This is a genomic window from Sinobacterium norvegicum, from assembly GCF_923077115.1.
In the GTDB taxonomy this organism is placed as follows: domain Bacteria; phylum Pseudomonadota; class Gammaproteobacteria; order Pseudomonadales; family Sinobacteriaceae; genus Sinobacterium; species Sinobacterium norvegicum.
This window is the reverse complement of the sequence record NZ_CAKLPX010000004.1, coordinates 60,558-76,578: the sequence shown is the minus strand read 5'-3', so window position 1 is coordinate 76,578 and position 16,021 is coordinate 60,558. Positions and strand designations below refer to the sequence as shown.

The 16,021-nt window shown below is 51.6% G+C and carries 17 protein-coding genes; 16 read left to right on the top strand and 1 reads right to left on the bottom strand.

Going from position 1 to position 16,021, the window contains the following annotated elements; translation table 11 throughout:
• Positions 1-33 precede the first annotated feature (33 nt).
• From L9P87_RS14885 to L9P87_RS14870, 4 genes are all read left to right on the top strand, one after another.
• Positions 34-1,104, top strand: coding sequence for an extracellular solute-binding protein (locus L9P87_RS14885; RefSeq protein WP_237445552.1), 1,071 nt, complete (start codon positions 34-36; stop codon positions 1,102-1,104).
• A 2-nt stretch (positions 1,105-1,106) separates the two neighbouring features.
• On the top strand, positions 1,107-2,750 hold the full coding sequence (locus L9P87_RS14880; RefSeq protein ID WP_237445551.1) for an ABC transporter permease: 1,644 nt from the start codon (positions 1,107-1,109) through the stop codon (positions 2,748-2,750).
• Positions 2,751-2,872: 122 nt separating this feature from the next.
• The gene (gene gcvH / locus L9P87_RS14875; protein ID WP_237445550.1) at positions 2,873-3,262 is read left to right on the top strand and encodes a glycine cleavage system protein GcvH; all 390 of its coding nucleotides are present in this window, start codon (positions 2,873-2,875) and stop codon (positions 3,260-3,262) included.
• Between the two features lie 119 nt (positions 3,263-3,381).
• A complete protein-coding gene (locus tag L9P87_RS14870; RefSeq protein WP_237445549.1) occupies positions 3,382-4,584 on the top strand; it encodes a class I SAM-dependent rRNA methyltransferase in 1,203 nt (400 codons plus the stop codon).
• Between the two features lie 52 nt (positions 4,585-4,636).
• On the opposite strand, the gene L9P87_RS14865 is transcribed toward L9P87_RS14870, so the two are convergent.
• Complete coding sequence (locus L9P87_RS14865; protein ID WP_237445548.1) at positions 4,637-5,299, bottom strand: histidinol-phosphatase; 663 nt, start codon at positions 5,297-5,299, stop codon at positions 4,637-4,639.
• Between the two features lie 204 nt (positions 5,300-5,503).
• On the opposite strand from L9P87_RS14865, the gene rppH reads away from it, so the two are divergent.
• From rppH to L9P87_RS14805, 12 genes are all read left to right on the top strand, one after another.
• On the top strand, positions 5,504-5,995 hold the full coding sequence (rppH, locus tag L9P87_RS14860) for an RNA pyrophosphohydrolase (protein ID WP_237445547.1): 492 nt from the start codon (positions 5,504-5,506) through the stop codon (positions 5,993-5,995).
• Positions 5,995-8,289 carry a phosphoenolpyruvate--protein phosphotransferase gene (gene ptsP / locus L9P87_RS14855; RefSeq protein WP_435531799.1) on the top strand — a complete coding sequence of 765 codons (2,295 nt, stop codon included), beginning with the start codon at positions 5,995-5,997 and terminating at the stop codon, positions 8,287-8,289. Before rppH ends, ptsP begins: the two co-directional genes overlap by 1 nt.
• 59 nt (positions 8,290-8,348) lie before the next feature.
• Positions 8,349-9,143: a sulfite exporter TauE/SafE family protein gene (locus L9P87_RS14850; protein ID WP_237445546.1), complete on the top strand. Its 795-nt coding sequence runs from the start codon at positions 8,349-8,351 to the stop codon at positions 9,141-9,143.
• A 27-nt stretch (positions 9,144-9,170) separates the two neighbouring features.
• A complete protein-coding gene (gene lgt / locus L9P87_RS14845; protein ID WP_237445545.1) occupies positions 9,171-9,989 on the top strand; it encodes a prolipoprotein diacylglyceryl transferase in 819 nt (272 codons plus the stop codon).
• Between the two features lie 26 nt (positions 9,990-10,015).
• Complete coding sequence (locus L9P87_RS14840) at positions 10,016-10,810, top strand: thymidylate synthase (protein WP_237445544.1); 795 nt, start codon at positions 10,016-10,018, stop codon at positions 10,808-10,810.
• A 107-nt stretch (positions 10,811-10,917) separates the two neighbouring features.
• A complete protein-coding gene (locus tag L9P87_RS14835) occupies positions 10,918-11,346 on the top strand; it encodes a DUF3010 family protein (protein ID WP_237445543.1) in 429 nt (142 codons plus the stop codon).
• 82 nt (positions 11,347-11,428) lie between these two features.
• The gene (locus L9P87_RS14830) at positions 11,429-11,935 is read left to right on the top strand and encodes a dihydrofolate reductase (RefSeq protein ID WP_237445542.1); all 507 of its coding nucleotides are present in this window, start codon (positions 11,429-11,431) and stop codon (positions 11,933-11,935) included.
• Positions 11,936-12,284: 349 nt separating this feature from the next.
• Complete coding sequence (locus L9P87_RS14825) at positions 12,285-13,067, top strand: DUF3450 domain-containing protein (RefSeq protein WP_237445541.1); 783 nt, start codon at positions 12,285-12,287, stop codon at positions 13,065-13,067.
• A 1-nt stretch (position 13,068) separates the two neighbouring features.
• Positions 13,069-14,457: a MotA/TolQ/ExbB proton channel family protein gene (locus tag L9P87_RS14820; protein ID WP_237445540.1), complete on the top strand. Its 1,389-nt coding sequence runs from the start codon at positions 13,069-13,071 to the stop codon at positions 14,455-14,457.
• Positions 14,457-14,987 carry a MotA/TolQ/ExbB proton channel family protein gene (locus tag L9P87_RS14815; RefSeq protein ID WP_237445539.1) on the top strand — a complete coding sequence of 177 codons (531 nt, stop codon included), beginning with the start codon at positions 14,457-14,459 and terminating at the stop codon, positions 14,985-14,987. Before L9P87_RS14820 ends, L9P87_RS14815 begins: the two co-directional genes overlap by 1 nt.
• 13 nt (positions 14,988-15,000) lie before the next feature.
• On the top strand, positions 15,001-15,408 hold the full coding sequence (locus L9P87_RS14810) for an ExbD/TolR family protein (protein ID WP_237445538.1): 408 nt from the start codon (positions 15,001-15,003) through the stop codon (positions 15,406-15,408).
• Positions 15,408-16,013 (top strand): energy transducer TonB, encoded by a 606-nt coding sequence (locus L9P87_RS14805; RefSeq protein WP_237445537.1) that lies wholly within the window; start codon positions 15,408-15,410, stop codon positions 16,011-16,013. Before L9P87_RS14810 ends, L9P87_RS14805 begins: the two co-directional genes overlap by 1 nt.
• Positions 16,014-16,021 lie beyond the last annotated feature (8 nt).

Below are 16,021 nucleotides of genomic sequence, written 5' to 3'. Positions count from 1 at the left end.
TTTTCTTTAAAATAGATTCATGGTGGAAACATAATGACTTTCAAGAAAATATCCATATCGTTGCTTTCTGTGGCTGCAGTTTCTGCCATGATGACAGCTTGTAGCGGCGATAAGCAGGCAACGGAACAGAGCCAGCCTGAAGCAGCGCCTGAGGCGGCGAAAGAATTGGTCGTTTATACCTCGCGTAAAGAACATCTGATCAAGCCATTGTTTGATCTCTACAGCGCCGAGACTGGTGTCAATATCCAGTATGTCACCGATAAGGCGGCACCGTTGATTACCCGCTTACAGGCTGAGGGTGAGAATACCCCGGCCGATATCTTTGTTACCGTCGATGCGGGCAACCTCTGGTACGCTGCCGAACAGGATTTATTAAGCCCTGTTGAGTCCGCCACACTTGAGCAAAACGTGCCGTCCTACCTACAGGATGAGCAAAACCGTTGGTTTGCTATTTCAAAGCGTGCCCGCGTTATCGTATATGCCCCCGATCGTGTCAGCCCTGAAGAGCTTTCCACCTATGAGGCCTTGGCCGATGAAGAGTGGAAGGGTCGCCTGTGTTTACGCACCTCGAAAAAGGTGTACAACCAATCACTGGTCGCCACGATGATCGAGGCCAATGGCGCGGATAAGGCCAAGGAAGTGTTGACCGGCTGGGTCGATAATCTGGCTGTCGCACCTTTCTCTAACGACACGCAGGCGATGCAGGCTGTGATAGCAGGTCAGTGTGATGTCACCGTGGTAAACACCTATTATTTCGGTCGTTTGCAAAAAGCGACGGCAGACAAGGGTGAGGAGTTGCCGCTGAAGATCTTCTTCTCTAACCAGGATGATCGCGGTATCCACGTCAATGTTTCTGGTGCTGGTGTTACTAAATATGCCAAAAACCGTGCCGAGGCGATCAAGTTCATCGAATGGATGAGCGAGGGTGAGGCGCAGCAAATTCTGGCGGACATCAACCAAGAGTTCCCGGTTAATCCAGCGATGAAGTCTTCTGCCGAGGTGCAGGCCTGGGGTGAGTTCAAAGAGGATGATGTTGATATTGGTATTGCGGGTCAGCGTCAGGCTGAGGCTGTTATGCTGATGGACACGGTAGGCTATCGTTAATAATGTCCTCTAGTGTTACCGCAGAGCGGGCCCTGGTTGCCCGCTCTGGCAATACTCGCCGAATGTTGTGGCGACTGATCCCGCTACTGGCGGGTTTTTTGGTTTTAATGCCTGTTGCCGTCATCGCTTTTAGCTGGAGTGATATTCAGGGCGATGTCTGGCGTCATCTCTACCAAACGCAGTTAATTGATCTGTTGATCAACACGGCTATTTTGCTGGTTGGTGTGGGGGTTGGCGTCACTGTGTTGGGGGTCAGCCTGGCCTGGTTTGCCACCCTCTGTGATTTTCCTGGCCGTCAATATTGCGAGTGGGCTCTGATGCTACCGCTGGCGATCCCTACTTATGTATTGGCCTTCGTGGTGTTGGGGCAGTGGGATTATATGGGGCCTATACAGCAGGCAATACGCAGTATCCAGCCAGGCTTTGGCGTCGATGTGCGCAACCATTTCACCGTGGTCGCGATAATGACCGCGGTGCTCTATCCCTACGTTTATATGCTGGCCCGCAGTGCCTTTGTCGCGCAGGGCAGCGATGTGATAGAGGCCTCTAGAGTATTGGGTTTAAATAATACTCAGGCCTTTTTCAAGGTGTCGTTACCGATGGCGAGGCCGGCAATTGTGGCGGGTTTGGCGCTGGCCTTGATGGAAACCCTGGCCGACTTCGGGGCGGTTTCTGTTTTTAATTACGATACCTTTACCACGGCGATTTATAAGTCTTGGTTTGGCTTGTTCAACCTACAGGCTGCGGCGCAATTGGCCTCGTTGTTAATGTTATTCGTGGTGTTGGCCTTGATGACCGAGCGTTATGCCCGCAACGGTGGCCGGGATGAGCAGGGGCGTCGGCCTCAACACCATTACCGAATAAAATTGACCGGCGCTCGACGTTACTTAGTGGCGTTTTATTGCTGGTCGATTGTTGTTGTTTGCTTTGTCATACCGGTGATTCAGCTGGCGCTCTGGGCCATGGAGGTGATCGAAACAGAAATCAGTGGCCGTTATTTGCAGCTGTTAAAACACACACTGATTCTAGGCTTCGGCGCTGCGGCAATTATTGTTACCGCCGCCTTGCTGATCGCCTTTGCCCAGCGCAGTTATGGCAATCGTTTAACCGAGGCGGCAACAACGGTGGCTGGCATGGGTTATGCCCTGCCGGGTTCGGTGTTGGCTGTCGGCGTGGTGATGAGTTTTGGTTTTATCGATCGCGAGTTATTGGTCCCGCTGCAGCAGGCGTTGGGTGGTGGCACCGCGCCGGTATTAGTCGGCGGCTTGGCGGGTTTGTTGCTGGCCTACTTTGTTCGTTTTCTGGCGGTGGCAATGGGGCCGGTGCAGTCCAGTATCGAGCGGGTACGTCCATCGGTGCCCGAGGCCGCCAAATTACTCGGTGCAAACTCCTGGCGTCTCATCGGCCGCATTTATCTGCCAATGCTGCGCCCCGGCGTGTTGACTGCAATGCTGCTGGTATTGGTCGATGTGATGAAGGAAATGCCGGCGACACTGCTGCTACGCCCCTTTGGCTGGGATACCCTGGCGGTACGGATTTTTGAAATGACCGCCGAAGGCGAGTGGGAGCGGGCGGCTGTGCCGGCGGTAACACTGGTTTTGGCCGGCTTGATCCCCGTGATTGTGCTGATTAGCCGCTCCCGTTAGTGTATTGACTAAATAGATAGTCACCATAACTGGCGAAATGCTGGCCCACGAGTATTGCTTTTGCCGATTGGCAGAGTAAAATCGCAGGCTTTACTAAATTATCGTTTGATAAGAGGCTTCTTATGAGCAACACACCTTCTGAATTGAAATATGTTTCTTCCCACGAGTGGATCCGTTTAGAAGATGACGGCACAGCGGTTATCGGTATTACCGATCACGCGCAAGAAGCACTGGGCGATGTCGTTTTTGTCGAACTGCCTGAAGTTGGTGCCGAGCTCAGTGCCGGCGATGAATCAGGTGTTGTTGAATCGGTTAAGGCCGCCTCTGATCTTTATGCTCCGATTTCTGGTGTCGTGGTTGCGGTTAACGAAGCCTTAGAAGAAACACCAGAAAGCGCGAATGAAGACCCCTATGGCGACGGTTGGTTCTTTAAATTGCAGATTACTGACGAATCAGAATTGAGCGATCTGCTCGATGCTGAGGGTTATGAACAACTCTGCGAAGACGAATAAATCGTCCGATAAAGCAGACAGACCAAGCGAGTTTTTACTATAATTGGTCTCGGCGATTAGGCTTTGGTTAATATCTCAGCCTAATCGCCTTTTTTTTTGTCTTTTTTATGGGTATTACCATGTCATCTCAGCTCGCTGAACTCAGGCTCAAACCTCGTAGTGATCGCCGCATTAAAGCCGGTCACCTGTGGATCTACAGTAACGAGGTAGATACTGACGCTACGCCGTTAAAAAACTTTGAAAACGGCCAGCAGGTGAATGTCACTAATAGCGGCGGCAAGTCGTTGGGTGTTGCCTATGTTAATCCGGCCAATCTTATCTGTGCCCGTATTGTGACGCGCAACAGCAAGCACGAACTGAATAAATCGCTGATCGTGCATCGGCTGAAAGTGGCGCTGTCTTTACGTGAACGTCTGTTTGAACAACCCAGCTATCGTTTAATCTACGGCGAAAGCGACGGTTTGCCCGGTTTGATTGTCGACCGATTCCAAGATGTCGTCTGTGTTCAAATAGCGACAGCCGGCATGGAGCTGGTCAAGGATCAGGTGGTTGAGGCGCTGTTGAAAGTACTGTCGCCCCGCGCCATTGTGATGAAGAATGACACCGGCGCCCGCGATGCTGAAGGCCTTAATAAGTATGTTGAGGTTGTGCATGGCGAGATTGGTGATGAGGTTGAACTCATTGAAAATGGCGTTAAGTTTATTGCCCCCATTCTCAGCGGCCAAAAGACAGGATGGTTTTTCGATCACCGCCCCGCCCGTGCTCGCCTGCAACAGCTCTCTAAGGGGAAGCGTGTGCTGGATGTGTTCAGTTATATCGGTGGTTGGGGTATTCAAGCCGCGGTGGCTGGCGCCAGCGAGGTGGTTTGTGTCGACAGCTCGGAAAAGGCTCTTGACTGGGTTGAAAAAAATGCCGAGCTTAACGGTGTTGCCGACAAGGTAGGCACACTGCAGGGCAACGCTGCCGAAGCATTGCAGGCATTGCTCGCTGAGGGCGAGAAGTTCGATATCGTGATTGTCGATCCGCCGGCCTTTATCAAGCGTAAAAAAGATGCGGCCAAGGGTGAAAAAGCCTATGCCAAGATCAATCAGCTGGCTATCCGCTTGCTAGAGAAGGATGGCATTCTGTTCTCTGCCTCGTGTTCGATGCATCTGCCGGTTGATAAATTGACCGACGTGGTCCGCGGCGCGGCTCGTCATATCGACCGCCAATCGCAGTTACTTGAGCGTTTCGGCCAGGGCTGCGATCACCCGATCCACCCCTCTATACCAGAGACGGAATACATTAAGACGGTAATGGCGAGAATTCTACCGGCGGATTAACTTCGGCGGAGCATAAAAAAACGGCGCTTATCAGCGCCGTTTTTTATGTCTGTTATTGTTGGTCACGCAGGCTGATGATTTTCCAGCCGCGCTGCTCTGCAGTGGCTCTGAGTGTCTCGTCCGGATCTACAGCAACCGGGTTGTCGACCTGCTCCAGCAGCGGTAAATCATTGTGTGAGTCGCTGTAAAAATAGGCGTCGGCAGTTGCTTCATCACGCTCAGACAACCACTGATCCAGGCGAGTGATTTTGCCGGCTTGGAAACAGGGCGTGCCCTGCATTTTGCCGGTGTAGCGGCCATCGATTATTTCGCCCTCGGTGGCAAGAATATTGGGGATACCGAGACGCTCGGCAATGGGGCCGGTGACGAACAGGTTGGTGGCGGTGATAATCAAGAGGGTGTGGCCCTGCTGGCGGTGCTGATCAATAAGGGCAACAGCCTTAGGCAGAATCAACGGCTCAATGACCTCCTGCATAAATTGCTGGTGCAGCTCGGCCAGCTCTTGCTGGCTGTATTTGGTCAGTGGTGCGTGGGCAAACTCTTGGTATTTTACTATATCGAGACAGCCAGCCTTGTAGTCCTCGTAAAATTGATCGTTGGCTATTTTAAAAGCCTCGGCGTCAACCAGTTGCTTGGCGATAAGAAACTCGCCCCACTGGTGGTCGCTGTCATCGGAGATAAGGGTGTTGTCGAGGTCGAAAATAGCTAGAGTCACAGAGAGTACCTTCTAAAGCGGGTGTAATAGAACTGCAGTGCGCTTGTTGATTGGCGCAAAGCATACCGGCAATTTTACAGAGGCTCAATGAGGGTTTTGTGAATGGCCTGAGTTGTGGAACAATAGCAGCATTAACAAATTTGTGTTTAGCTATAGTATTGAATGGCTAATATGCTGATTATTCACTGATAAAAAGGAGCGGTGGTGATAGACGCTGATGGTTTTAGACCCAATGTAGGTATCGTGCTGGCGAATCATCGCGGTCAGGTGCTGTGGGCTAAAAGAGTAGGCCAGACATCATGGCAGTTCCCTCAGGGCGGTATTGGTGAGGGAGAGACTCCCGAGCAGGCAATGTACCGCGAGTTGCGCGAAGAAATCGGCCTGCAGCCCAGTGATGTTAAGGTATTGGCCTGTACGCGGGGATGGTTGCGTTATCGTCTACCGCAGCGCTTGATCCGGCATGACTCACCACCAATTTGTATCGGCCAAAAACAAAAGTGGTTTTTGCTGCAGATGTTGGCACCGGACGAGTCGATCGATGTCAGTTGTCAGCAGCGGCCAGAGTTCGACGGCTGGCGCTGGGTCAGTTACTGGTACCCGTTAGGCCAGGTGATTTCGTTTAAGCGAGAGGTGTATCGCAAGGCGATGAAAGAGCTGGCGCCGAGACATTATCGGCTGTATCGAGCGGGGGCGTAGTGAAAAAATCATCAAGGATGGACGAGGGCAATAAATTAGTCGATCTGCGCAGAATCGTGCAAGAGGTCAACAGCGCCAGAGACCTTCAGACAGTCCTCGATATTATTGTCAATCGAGTGCAGCAAGCGCTGCGCACCGAAGTCTGTACCGTCTATTTATTCAACGCCAAGACTAACCGCTATCAGTTGATGGCGACCGAGGGTCTTAACCAATCCTGTAAGGGCAAGGTCACCCTGGCCGTCGATAAGGGCTTGGTAGGTTTTGTGGCCGCTCGTGAGGAGACGGTCAACATTGAAGATGCCTCCAAACACCCCAATTTTGAGCCGATTCCAGAACTTGGCGAAGAGGCCTATCACGCCTTTTTGGGTGTACCCATTGTTCACCACCGGAATGTACTTGGTGTGTTGGTGGTGCAGCAGCGAGAAATAAGACGCTTCGATGAGGCCGATGAAGCCTTTCTGGTGACCATGTCCGCCCAGTTGTCGGCGCTTATTGCTCACGCGGAGGCCACCGGTGCCATTGACGGCGTCGATAGCCCGTTGCGAGGGACAACATTTAAGGGTACCGCAGGCGGCCTGGGTGTGGCCATTGGTCGCGCTGTGGTTATCTCGCAACAGCTTGATTTAAAGTCGATACCTCGCCGAGCGACAGAGGACAGCAAGGGGGAAACCCTGGCCTTTGGTAAGGCTTTGGCCATGGTGCGCCGCGATATCAAGCAGATGAAGAGCAACGTTAAAAACCAGCTGCGACCGGAAGAGTTGGCTTTATTCGACGTATATCTCAGCATGCTTGACGACAAGGCTCTTGGCGGCGAGGTGGTGGCCAAGATAGAGCAGGGACAGTGGGCGCAGTGGGCGGTGGCAAAAACTGTCCGCGAGCACGCCAAGGTCTTCGATTTAATGGATGATCCTTATCTGCGTGAGCGCGCCGTCGATATTAAGGACCTGGGGCGCCGAGTGATCAGTTATCTGCGCGCGGTAGAGGCGCAGCGGGCGGAATACCCGGACAATACTATTTTGGTTGGCGAGGAAATCACTGCCTCGATGCTGGCTGAGGTGCCAGAGGAAAAATTGATCGGCCTGGTGTCGGTGAAGGGCTCGAGTAATTCCCATGTGGCCATTATGGCCAGGGCACTGGGCATTCCGATTGTGATGGGGGTGGTCGACCTGCCGCATACGCAGCTCGATAGTTGTCAGTTGATTCTCGATGGTTATAGTGGCTCTGTCCTGGCCAACCCCAGCGATGAAATTCGTCGCGACTACGAGCTGATTCTGCAGGAAGAGAAACTGGTCAGCCGAGGTCTCGAGGCCTTAAAAGATCTGCCCTGTGAAACGCTTTGCGGTCATCACACGCCATTGTTGGCCAACACCGGCTTGGAAACAGAGTTACACCACGCCATCGAGCGAGGGGCCGAGGGGGTCGGGCTGTATCGTACTGAGGTGTCCTTTCTGCTGCATGATCGTTTCCCTTCGGAATCGGAACAGGTGGCTATTTATCGCCGCCAGCTGGAGGCCTTCAAAGGGCGTCCGGTGACAATGCGAACCCTCGATATCGGCGGCGACAAAGGCTTGCCGTATTTTCCGATTGAAGAGGATAATCCGTTCCTCGGGTGGCGAGGTATTCGGGTAACCTTGGATCACCCAGAGATATTTTTGGCTCAGGTGCGCGCCATGATCCGGGCCAGTGTCGGCCTCAATAATATGCGAATTCTGCTGCCGATGATTAGCAGTGTTCGAGAGCTTGATGAATCGTTGGCGTTAATTCATCGGGCGCACAAAGAATTAGCCGATGAGGGAGTGGTGTGTCGAATGCCGCCTGTGGGAGTGATGATCGAGGTGCCGGCGGCGGTTTACCAGGCTGGTATCTTGGCTAAGAAGGTAGACTTCTTGTCAGTGGGGTCTAACGATCTAACCCAGTATTTACTAGCAGTGGATCGTAATAATGCGCGGGTTTCATCGGTGTATAATGCCTATCACCCTGCGGTGCTCCAAGCCTTGGCGTCAGTCGCTCAGGCGGCTGCCGCGGCGGGTAAGCCGGTGTCAATCTGTGGGGAAATGGCCGGTGACCCCGCCACGGCTGTGTTGTTAGTGGCCATGGGTTATAACGTATTGTCGATGAGTTCCAGCAGCCTGCCCAGAGTGAAATCAGTATTGCGCAGCATGCGCAAAGATCAGGCCGACGCCTTGTGGGCGGGAGTGCAGGGAATGGAGTGCGCCTCTGAGGTGGAGTCCTATGTCGATAGCGCGTTGCAGAAGATGGGAATTAACAAGTTGCTACGGCCCAACAGGCATTGAATACACCTTGCGCCTAATTTTCGCTGATTATCGATTTAAGCCATAAAGAGTTTGAACCAATGATGTCAATTGTTATCTATTTACTACTGGGTTCCTTTGCCGGTCTCATTGCCGGTTTATTTGGCGTCGGCGGTGGTTTGATTATCGTGCCTGCGTTGGTCTTTGCCTTCGCGCTGCAAGGGGTGTCGGCTGAGGTGCTAACCCATTTGGCCGTCGGCACTTCGCTGGCGACTATTATGATTACCTCGCTGAGCTCGGTGAAGACTCACCATGAAAAAGGTGCCGTCGATTGGGTGGTGTTTATCCGCATGGCGCCGGGCATTTTGTTAGGTGCCTGGCTTGGCGCTCAATTTGCTCACCATTTATCGGGGCAAACTTTGCAGCTTGCGATCGGAATCTTTGTTATTATCGTCGCCATTCAAATGGGTCTGTCACTGAGGCCCAACCCTAGCCGAGAATTACCTAGCGCGCCGCTATTGTTTGCCAGCGGAGGAGCGATTGGTTGGGTGTCGGCGATCTTTGGTATCGGCGGCGGCTCCATTTCTGTGCCGTTTTTTAGCTGGTGTAACGTACAAATGCAACGAGCAGTGGCGACTTCGAGCGCCTGCGGCCTGCCTATCGCGCTGTCCGGTGCTACCAGCAGCATGGTGCAGGGCTGGGGCGAGCAAGGCTTGCCGGCATACAGTACCGGCTATATTTATTGGCCAGCATTTGTTGGTATTGTGCTGACCAGTACCATTTTTGCTCGCCAGGGTGCCAAGCTGGCTCACCGGTTAGAGCCGGAAAAATTAAAAAAGGTATTCGCGCTGTTTTTGTTGCTGATAGGCAGCCAATTTATACTGAGAAATATTTAGTAACTCTTTGAGATGTGATTAAACGCTATGATGACTTACCCACAAATTGATCCTGTAGCCATTGCATTAGGGCCGCTGGAAGTTCACTGGTACGGATTGATGTATTTGTTTGGTCTTGCCGGCGGCTGGTGGGTGGCCAGTCGTCGGGCAGCCACCGGTCGCTACCCGCTGACAGAGCGAGAGCAGGTCGATGATTTAATCTTCTATTGTGCCATCGGTATCGTCGTCGGCGGCCGCTTAGGTTATGTGTTCTTTTATGGTATGGATCGCTTTCTGGCGGACCCGCTGTGGTTGGTGCGTGTTTGGGAGGGGGGCATGGCCTTTCACGGCGGTCTACTCGGTGTCATTGTCGCAATGTGGGCCTTTGCCAAAAAAACGGCGGTCAAGCCGTTTGAATTACTCGACTATATTGCACCGATAGTGCCTATCGGTCTCGGCCTCGGTCGTATCGGCAACTTCATTGGCCAAGAATTGTGGGGGCGCCCCACCGATGTTTCTTGGGCAATGGTCTTTCCTGCCGACCCAGAGCAGCTGGCGCGGCACCCCTCGCAGCTGTATCAAGCGGGCCTGGAGGGCATTGCGATGTTTGTGATTCTCTTTTGGTTCTCCGCCAAGCCGAGGCCGCGGGCGGCAGTTTCTGGCTTGTTTTTAATCACCTATGGTCTGTTTAGGTTTATCGTCGAGTTCTTCCGTCAGCCCGACGCCCATCTTGGCTTGGAAGCCTTTGGCTGGATGAGCCGCGGCCAAGAACTGTCGCTGCCAATGATTTTTATTGGTATTGCGATGATGATGTATGCCTACAAGCGTAACGCCGACCAGTTAATTCCTAAGCCAAAAGCGGCCTAGTGCCCGATTAAATTTAAGGAACGATAATGCAGCAATATTTAGATCTGATGCGACATGTGCGCGACAACGGCGGTGATAAGTCTGACCGTACCGGCACCGGTACGCGCAGTGTTTTCGGTTACCAGATGCGTTTCGACCTTGCCGATGGCTTTCCGATGTTGACCACCAAGAAGCTTCACCTGCGCTCGATTATTCATGAGTTGCTGTGGTTTATCAGTGGCGATACCAATATTAAATACCTCAATGAGCACGGGGTGAAAATATGGGATGAGTGGGCGGATGAAAACGGTGAGCTAGGCCCAGTTTATGGCCATCAGTGGCGCAGTTGGCCAACGCCCGATGGCGGCACTATTGATCAGATCGAAAATCTGGTTAATCAAATTAAGAGCAACCCAGATTCCCGTCGTCACATCGTCAGTGCCTGGAATGTTGCAGAGGTCGAAAATATGGCGCTGCCGCCCTGTCACAGCCTGTTTCAGTTTTATGTCGCCGACGGCAAATTATCGTGCCAACTGTACCAGCGCAGCGCCGATATATTCCTCGGTGTGCCGTTTAATATCGCCTCCTATGCGTTGTTAACCATGATGGTGGCACAGGTCTGTGATTTAGAGGTTGGCGATTTTATTCACACCTTCGGCGATGCCCACCTATATTCCAACCACTTGGAGCAGGTTGATTTACAACTCAGCAGAACACCGACGGCACTGCCTACAATCAAGATGAACCCCGATGTGAAGGACTTGTTCGCTTTTACCTTCGATGATTTCGAGCTGGTCGATTATGTTGCCCAGCCACATATTGCTGGCAAGGTGGCCGTTTAAGCGGCGAATACACAGACACGGCGCTTTATTGGTTACCGCCATCGCTATTACGTGTGCTGTGGCTTAATGTTGTTATAATGGCGCCATTTATTGATTAGGGGTTTTGCATGAAAATTCTCGGTATAGAGATGAAGGCTAATGAGGCAAATATTTGTCTGCTTGAGCAAACCGGCCAGTTGTTTGGCCTGCCAGACTGCCGCACGCGAAAGTTGAATTTGGTCGATATCAACAGTGCTGAGCAATTGCGCAGTTTTCAGTTCGCCGTGAAGAAGTTGGCGGAAGACTACGGCGTCGAGAAAGTCGTGATCAAACAGCGCCAGCCCAAGGGCAAGTTTGCCGGCAGCGCCCATGGTTTCAAAATGGAAGCGGCACTGCAGTTGATAGATGATCTGCCGGTCGAGATTGTTACTGCCGCCGAGATCAAGGCTCAATTGAAAGAGCAGCCGATGCCCATCTTGTTTGCCGATACCGGTTTAAAGATGTTTCAAGAGCAGGCCTTTATCACCGCCTATGTCGGTTGCTGGTTGGCTAAGTAAGAAGGGAGAACACCTCTCTCGGTATCAGACGTAGCACTTCATTCAGAAGCGCTACGACCACTCCTCACCTGTGAAATACGCTATGAAAATATCTCTTATTGTTGCGATGGCAGACAACCGCGTCATCGGCCGTAATAATCAGTTGCCCTGGTATCTCCCCAACGATCTCAAGTACTTCAAGCGGGTCACCATGGCCAAGCCGGTTATTATGGGGCGCAAGACCTTCGACTCGATTGGCCGGCCGTTGCCCGGTCGCACCAATATTGTCGTCACTCGCAACAGCGACTATCAGGCAGAGGGAGTAAAGGTGGTTCACAGTCTGGCCGAGGCGTTGGCCATGGCCGAGAGTATCGCTATCATCGAGGGCGGAGACGAGGTGATGGTTATCGGAGGCGCGCAGTTATACGAAGAGGCGCTACCCTATACCGATAATCTATACCTGACCAAGGTGCACAGTGACAGCGTTGAGGGGGACGCCTACTTCCCCGAGCTCGATTGGGCGCAGTGGAACCAGGTCTCAATTGAGCGATTTGCCGCCGAGGGACCCAACCCCTATGACTACAGTTTCTGCCTTTATACTCGTGCGTGAGCATAAAGGTAACAAATACGTTACGTAAGTAGAAATACTGACGCAGCGTATTTGGCATATAGCTTAACAATGCGTAATTATCCACCTACATAACTACGAAAAATGTAAAACATAACTATCGGTGTTACCGAAACCGCTATATTGATACGCAATTCCACGTAGATTCCAGTATTTTCCGCTTCAGTTTGTTACCTCACTACCCTTTTGCTTTTCACCTGTCGAAGATCATTGCTTAACAGGGTGTATAGTTATTAGAATGCGACTCATAGAAAAATCGTCCTGTAGTAGTAACCCCCCTGCAGTAACGTTGTAAATAATAAATTTCGTGAGATAACCCAAGGGAACATCTATGAAGATGCATCGATTCAAAACGTTAGCGCTTGCTACATCCGTAGCCGCAAGCGCGTTGGTGGTTCAATCTGTTGGTGCAGATGATCTGGATAAAGTATTCCAGGTAGGACAGGCCAAGACCGCAGCTGCACAAAAATCTCAAGTTAAGATCGACAAGATCAGCGACCAAACCCGTGACCGTCTGCAAGAATACAAAGACGTACTAAAGCAGGTAGAAGGCCTCAAGGTCTATATCGCCCGCCTCGATCGTCAAATCGATAACCAGAACAAACGTATCGACAGCATTGAGAATTCCATCGAACAGGTAACCGAGGTTAAGCGTCAAATCTTACCATTGGTAGAGCGTATGATCGCCGCCCTCGATGATTATGTAGCCCTGGATGTTCCCTTCCTATTAGAAGAGCGCCAACAGCGTGTTGAGTTCTTGCGCGGCAATCTCGATCTAGCCAGCCTTACCGACGCTGAGAAATTCCGTCAGGTATTGGAAGCTTACAAAATCGAAAACGAATATGGCCGTAAGATTGAAGCGTATAAAGACAGCGTAGAAATCGACGGCGAAGCTCGCGACGTAGAAATCCTGCGTATTGGTCGTATCGGTCTGCTTTATCAGACCACCGATGCTGAACAATCAGGTGCCTGGGATCAGCAAAACCGTCAGTGGGTTACCTTAGATAACAGCCAGTATAAGAATGCTATCCGTCAGGGTCTGCGTGTTGCTAAGAAGCAAGCTTCTATCAACATCATGACTGTCCCTGTAGCTGCTCCGGAGGCCGCGAAGTAAGATGAAATTATCAGTATTGAAAAAATCCATTGCCGCCGTTGTTGCCAGTGTAGCCTTGGTTGCCTCTGCCGGTAGTTTTGCTGCCGACGACCTGACCCTGAATCAACTGCTTAAGAAGGTTGAATCTGGTCGCTATGCAGAAAACAAAGAAAACAAAGTTCGTGAAGCTCGCTTCGCCAAAGAGAAGCAGAATCAAGAGCGTCTATTAAAAGAAGCGCGTGCTGAGCTTGCTCGTCTCGAAGGTGTTTCGCAAACTCGCGAGAAGCAGTTTGAAGAAAACGAAGTGAAAGTGACTGAAGTTGAGGCTCGTTACAACGAGCGTAAGGGTACACTGAACGAATTGTTCGGCCACCTAACCTCTGCTGCCGGTGATGCACGTTCAAACTTCGACGTATCATTGAGCTCTGCTCAGTATCCAGACCGCGATGTATTCCTCGATGGTCTAGTGGCCAAGATGACCGCTTCCGATGAGCTGCCTACCATTGCCGAGATCGAAAAGCTTTGGTTTGAGCTACAGCGCGAAATGATCGAATCGGGCCGTGTTGCCAAGTTTGACGCCACCGTTACCATGCCTAATGGCGACAAAGTTGAGCAGCCAGTGGTTCGCTTCGGTAGCTTTAACGCTGTCACCGAAGAGGGTAACTACCTTAAATTTGAAGACGGCAAGCTTTCCCAGCTAGCACGTCAGCCTGCCGGCGCTGTCCGCTCTGCGGCTGCAAAAGCAGCAACCTCTACCGATGGTCTAAGCGCCGTTGGTCTTGACCCCACTGGTCCAACAGGTGGTTCTTTCCTAGCGGCGCTGATCAACAGCCCGTCTATTGAAGAGCGCTGGCATCAGGGTGGCTATGTTGGTTACGCCATCTCAGCCTTGGGTATTGTTGCCTTCATCTTAGCTATCTGGCGCATCGTAGTATTGACGGCTATCAGCGGCAAGGTTACCTCGCAGCTGAAGTCTAGCGAAGTGAAAGAGAACAACCCTCTGGGTCGCGTATTGGCTGTTAGCAAGTCTAACCCGAATATGGATACCGAGACGCTGGAATTGAAACTACACGAAGCCGTGTTGAAAGAGATTCCGAGCTTAGAGAACTACCAAGGCGCCCTAAAAATCATCGCAGCGGTTGCTCCGTTGATGGGTCTACTCGGTACTGTTACCGGTATGATCTTAACCTTCCAGGCGATTACCATCTTCGGTGCCGGTGATCCAAAGGCTATGGCCGGCGGTATTTCAAGCGCGTTGATCACCACGGTATTAGGTCTGGTTGTTGCCATCCCAACCGTATTGTTGCACACCATGGTTGCCAGCCGTTCTAAGCGTATTATCCACGTATTAGAAGAGCAGACTGCCGGTATTATTGCCGAGCATACTGAGGCTGAACTGAGGAACGGCTAATGTATTACACGATTCTCGATGCTTATACTCGTTTAATGGCTTTTATGGAGTCTGGTGGCCCCGTACTTTGGTGGATCGCCGCCATGACCTTGGTCATGTGGACATTGGCCTTCGAGCGCATTTGGTATTACCGTACCGCGCTTCGAACCGATATCGACTCTGCAATGTCAGACTGGGAAAACCGCCAAGAGCGTAAATCCTGGAATGCCCACGCCATTCGTCAAGCGTTGATTTCACGTGTGTCGCTCAATATTAATCAAAGTCTACCGATGATTAATGCACTGGTTGTCCTCTGCCCACTGTTGGGTTTGTTGGGCACCGTGACCGGTATGATTGAAGTGTTTAATGTCATGGCCGTCAGCGGCGGTGGCGATGCCAAGTCTATGGCCGGCGGTGTCTCGAAAGCGACTATCCCGACCATGGCTGGTATGGTGGCGGCGCTGTCCGGCGTCTTCATTAACACTTATTTGGCGAAAGTGGCAGAGCGTGAAAATCAGCTGTTGGCTGACCATTTAACCACGGATCACTAGGGGAGTTTTTGTTATGCCCAAGTCCGTTTCGGCTCGCAAGCCAGAAGCAGAGCAACAGATTGATTTAACGCCTATGTTGGACGTTGTCTTTATCATGTTGATCTTCTTCATCGTTACCGCCTCGTTTATTAAAGAGCCCGGTATCGATGTTGAAAGACCGACTGCGGAAACCCGCAATCAGGTCAAGAACCAGAATATACTTATCGCGATTAACGCCAGCGATAAGATTTGGATAGATAAGAAAGAAGTCGATAAACGCTTTGTTAAGTCTATTATTGAGCGTATGCACGCAGAAAACCCCAAGGGTGCTGTGGTGATACAGGCTGATAAGAAGTCAACTGCAGAGATTTTTGCACTGATTACCGATGCTGCTAAGGAAGCCGGTGTTACCGATATTGCCCTAGCTGCGGAGGACTCTTAATGAATATTATGCGTTTAACCATTGGTGCCGCTCTCGGCGCCATGGTGACTGCCGGCTTATTTGTCATCATGTACTCGCTGATCGAGTTCTCTGAATCACCACTGGATGATTCAGGCCCGACCAAGATTGCATCGATTGACATGCCTGAGACAGAAATAGACTCTCGCACCAAAGAAGTAAAGGCTGATAAGCCAGAAGACCCAGAGACACCACCACCCGAGCTTGAGACGCCGGATCTTGAAGATATCGACGTTGAAATCGGTGGCATGAATATGGCCTTTACCCCCAAAGCTGACGTTAAGTTGGGCTTGAAGGGTTTGACCAGTGCCGATGGTGAGTATCTGCCAATTGTAAAGGTTCAGCCAATCTATCCCCGCCGTGCCGCTGAGCGTGGTACCGAGGGTTATTGCATCGTCGAATATACCGTGACTAAGAACGGCTCGATACGCGACCCTGAACCGGTAGATTGTCAGCCCGGCAGTATCTTCAACCGCGCCTCAGTCAAGGCTGCTTTGAAGTTCAAGTACAAGCCGCGTGTTGTTGATGGTGTGGCCCAAGAAGTACCGGGCGTGCGTAACAAATTCACCTATCAGCTACAGAAGTAACGGGAGGT

Coding starts and splice junctions, on each gene's coding strand:
- L9P87_RS14885 (WP_237445552.1), top strand. CDS start 34: ATGACTTTCAAGAAAATATCCATATCGTTGCTTTCTGTGGCTGCAGTT.
- L9P87_RS14880 (WP_237445551.1), top strand. CDS start 1,107: ATGTCCTCTAGTGTTACCGCAGAGCGGGCCCTGGTTGCCCGCTCTGGC.
- gcvH (WP_237445550.1), top strand. CDS start 2,873: ATGAGCAACACACCTTCTGAATTGAAATATGTTTCTTCCCACGAGTGG.
- L9P87_RS14870 (WP_237445549.1), top strand. CDS start 3,382: ATGTCATCTCAGCTCGCTGAACTCAGGCTCAAACCTCGTAGTGATCGC.
- L9P87_RS14850 (WP_237445546.1), top strand. CDS start 8,349: ATGATGTCAATTGTTATCTATTTACTACTGGGTTCCTTTGCCGGTCTC.
- lgt (WP_237445545.1), top strand. CDS start 9,171: ATGATGACTTACCCACAAATTGATCCTGTAGCCATTGCATTAGGGCCG.
- L9P87_RS14840 (WP_237445544.1), top strand. CDS start 10,016: ATGCAGCAATATTTAGATCTGATGCGACATGTGCGCGACAACGGCGGT.
- L9P87_RS14835 (WP_237445543.1), top strand. CDS start 10,918: ATGAAAATTCTCGGTATAGAGATGAAGGCTAATGAGGCAAATATTTGT.
- L9P87_RS14830 (WP_237445542.1), top strand. CDS start 11,429: ATGAAAATATCTCTTATTGTTGCGATGGCAGACAACCGCGTCATCGGC.
- L9P87_RS14825 (WP_237445541.1), top strand. CDS start 12,285: ATGAAGATGCATCGATTCAAAACGTTAGCGCTTGCTACATCCGTAGCC.
- L9P87_RS14820 (WP_237445540.1), top strand. CDS start 13,069: ATGAAATTATCAGTATTGAAAAAATCCATTGCCGCCGTTGTTGCCAGT.
- L9P87_RS14815 (WP_237445539.1), top strand. CDS start 14,457: ATGTATTACACGATTCTCGATGCTTATACTCGTTTAATGGCTTTTATG.
- L9P87_RS14810 (WP_237445538.1), top strand. CDS start 15,001: ATGCCCAAGTCCGTTTCGGCTCGCAAGCCAGAAGCAGAGCAACAGATT.
- L9P87_RS14805 (WP_237445537.1), top strand. CDS start 15,408: ATGAATATTATGCGTTTAACCATTGGTGCCGCTCTCGGCGCCATGGTG.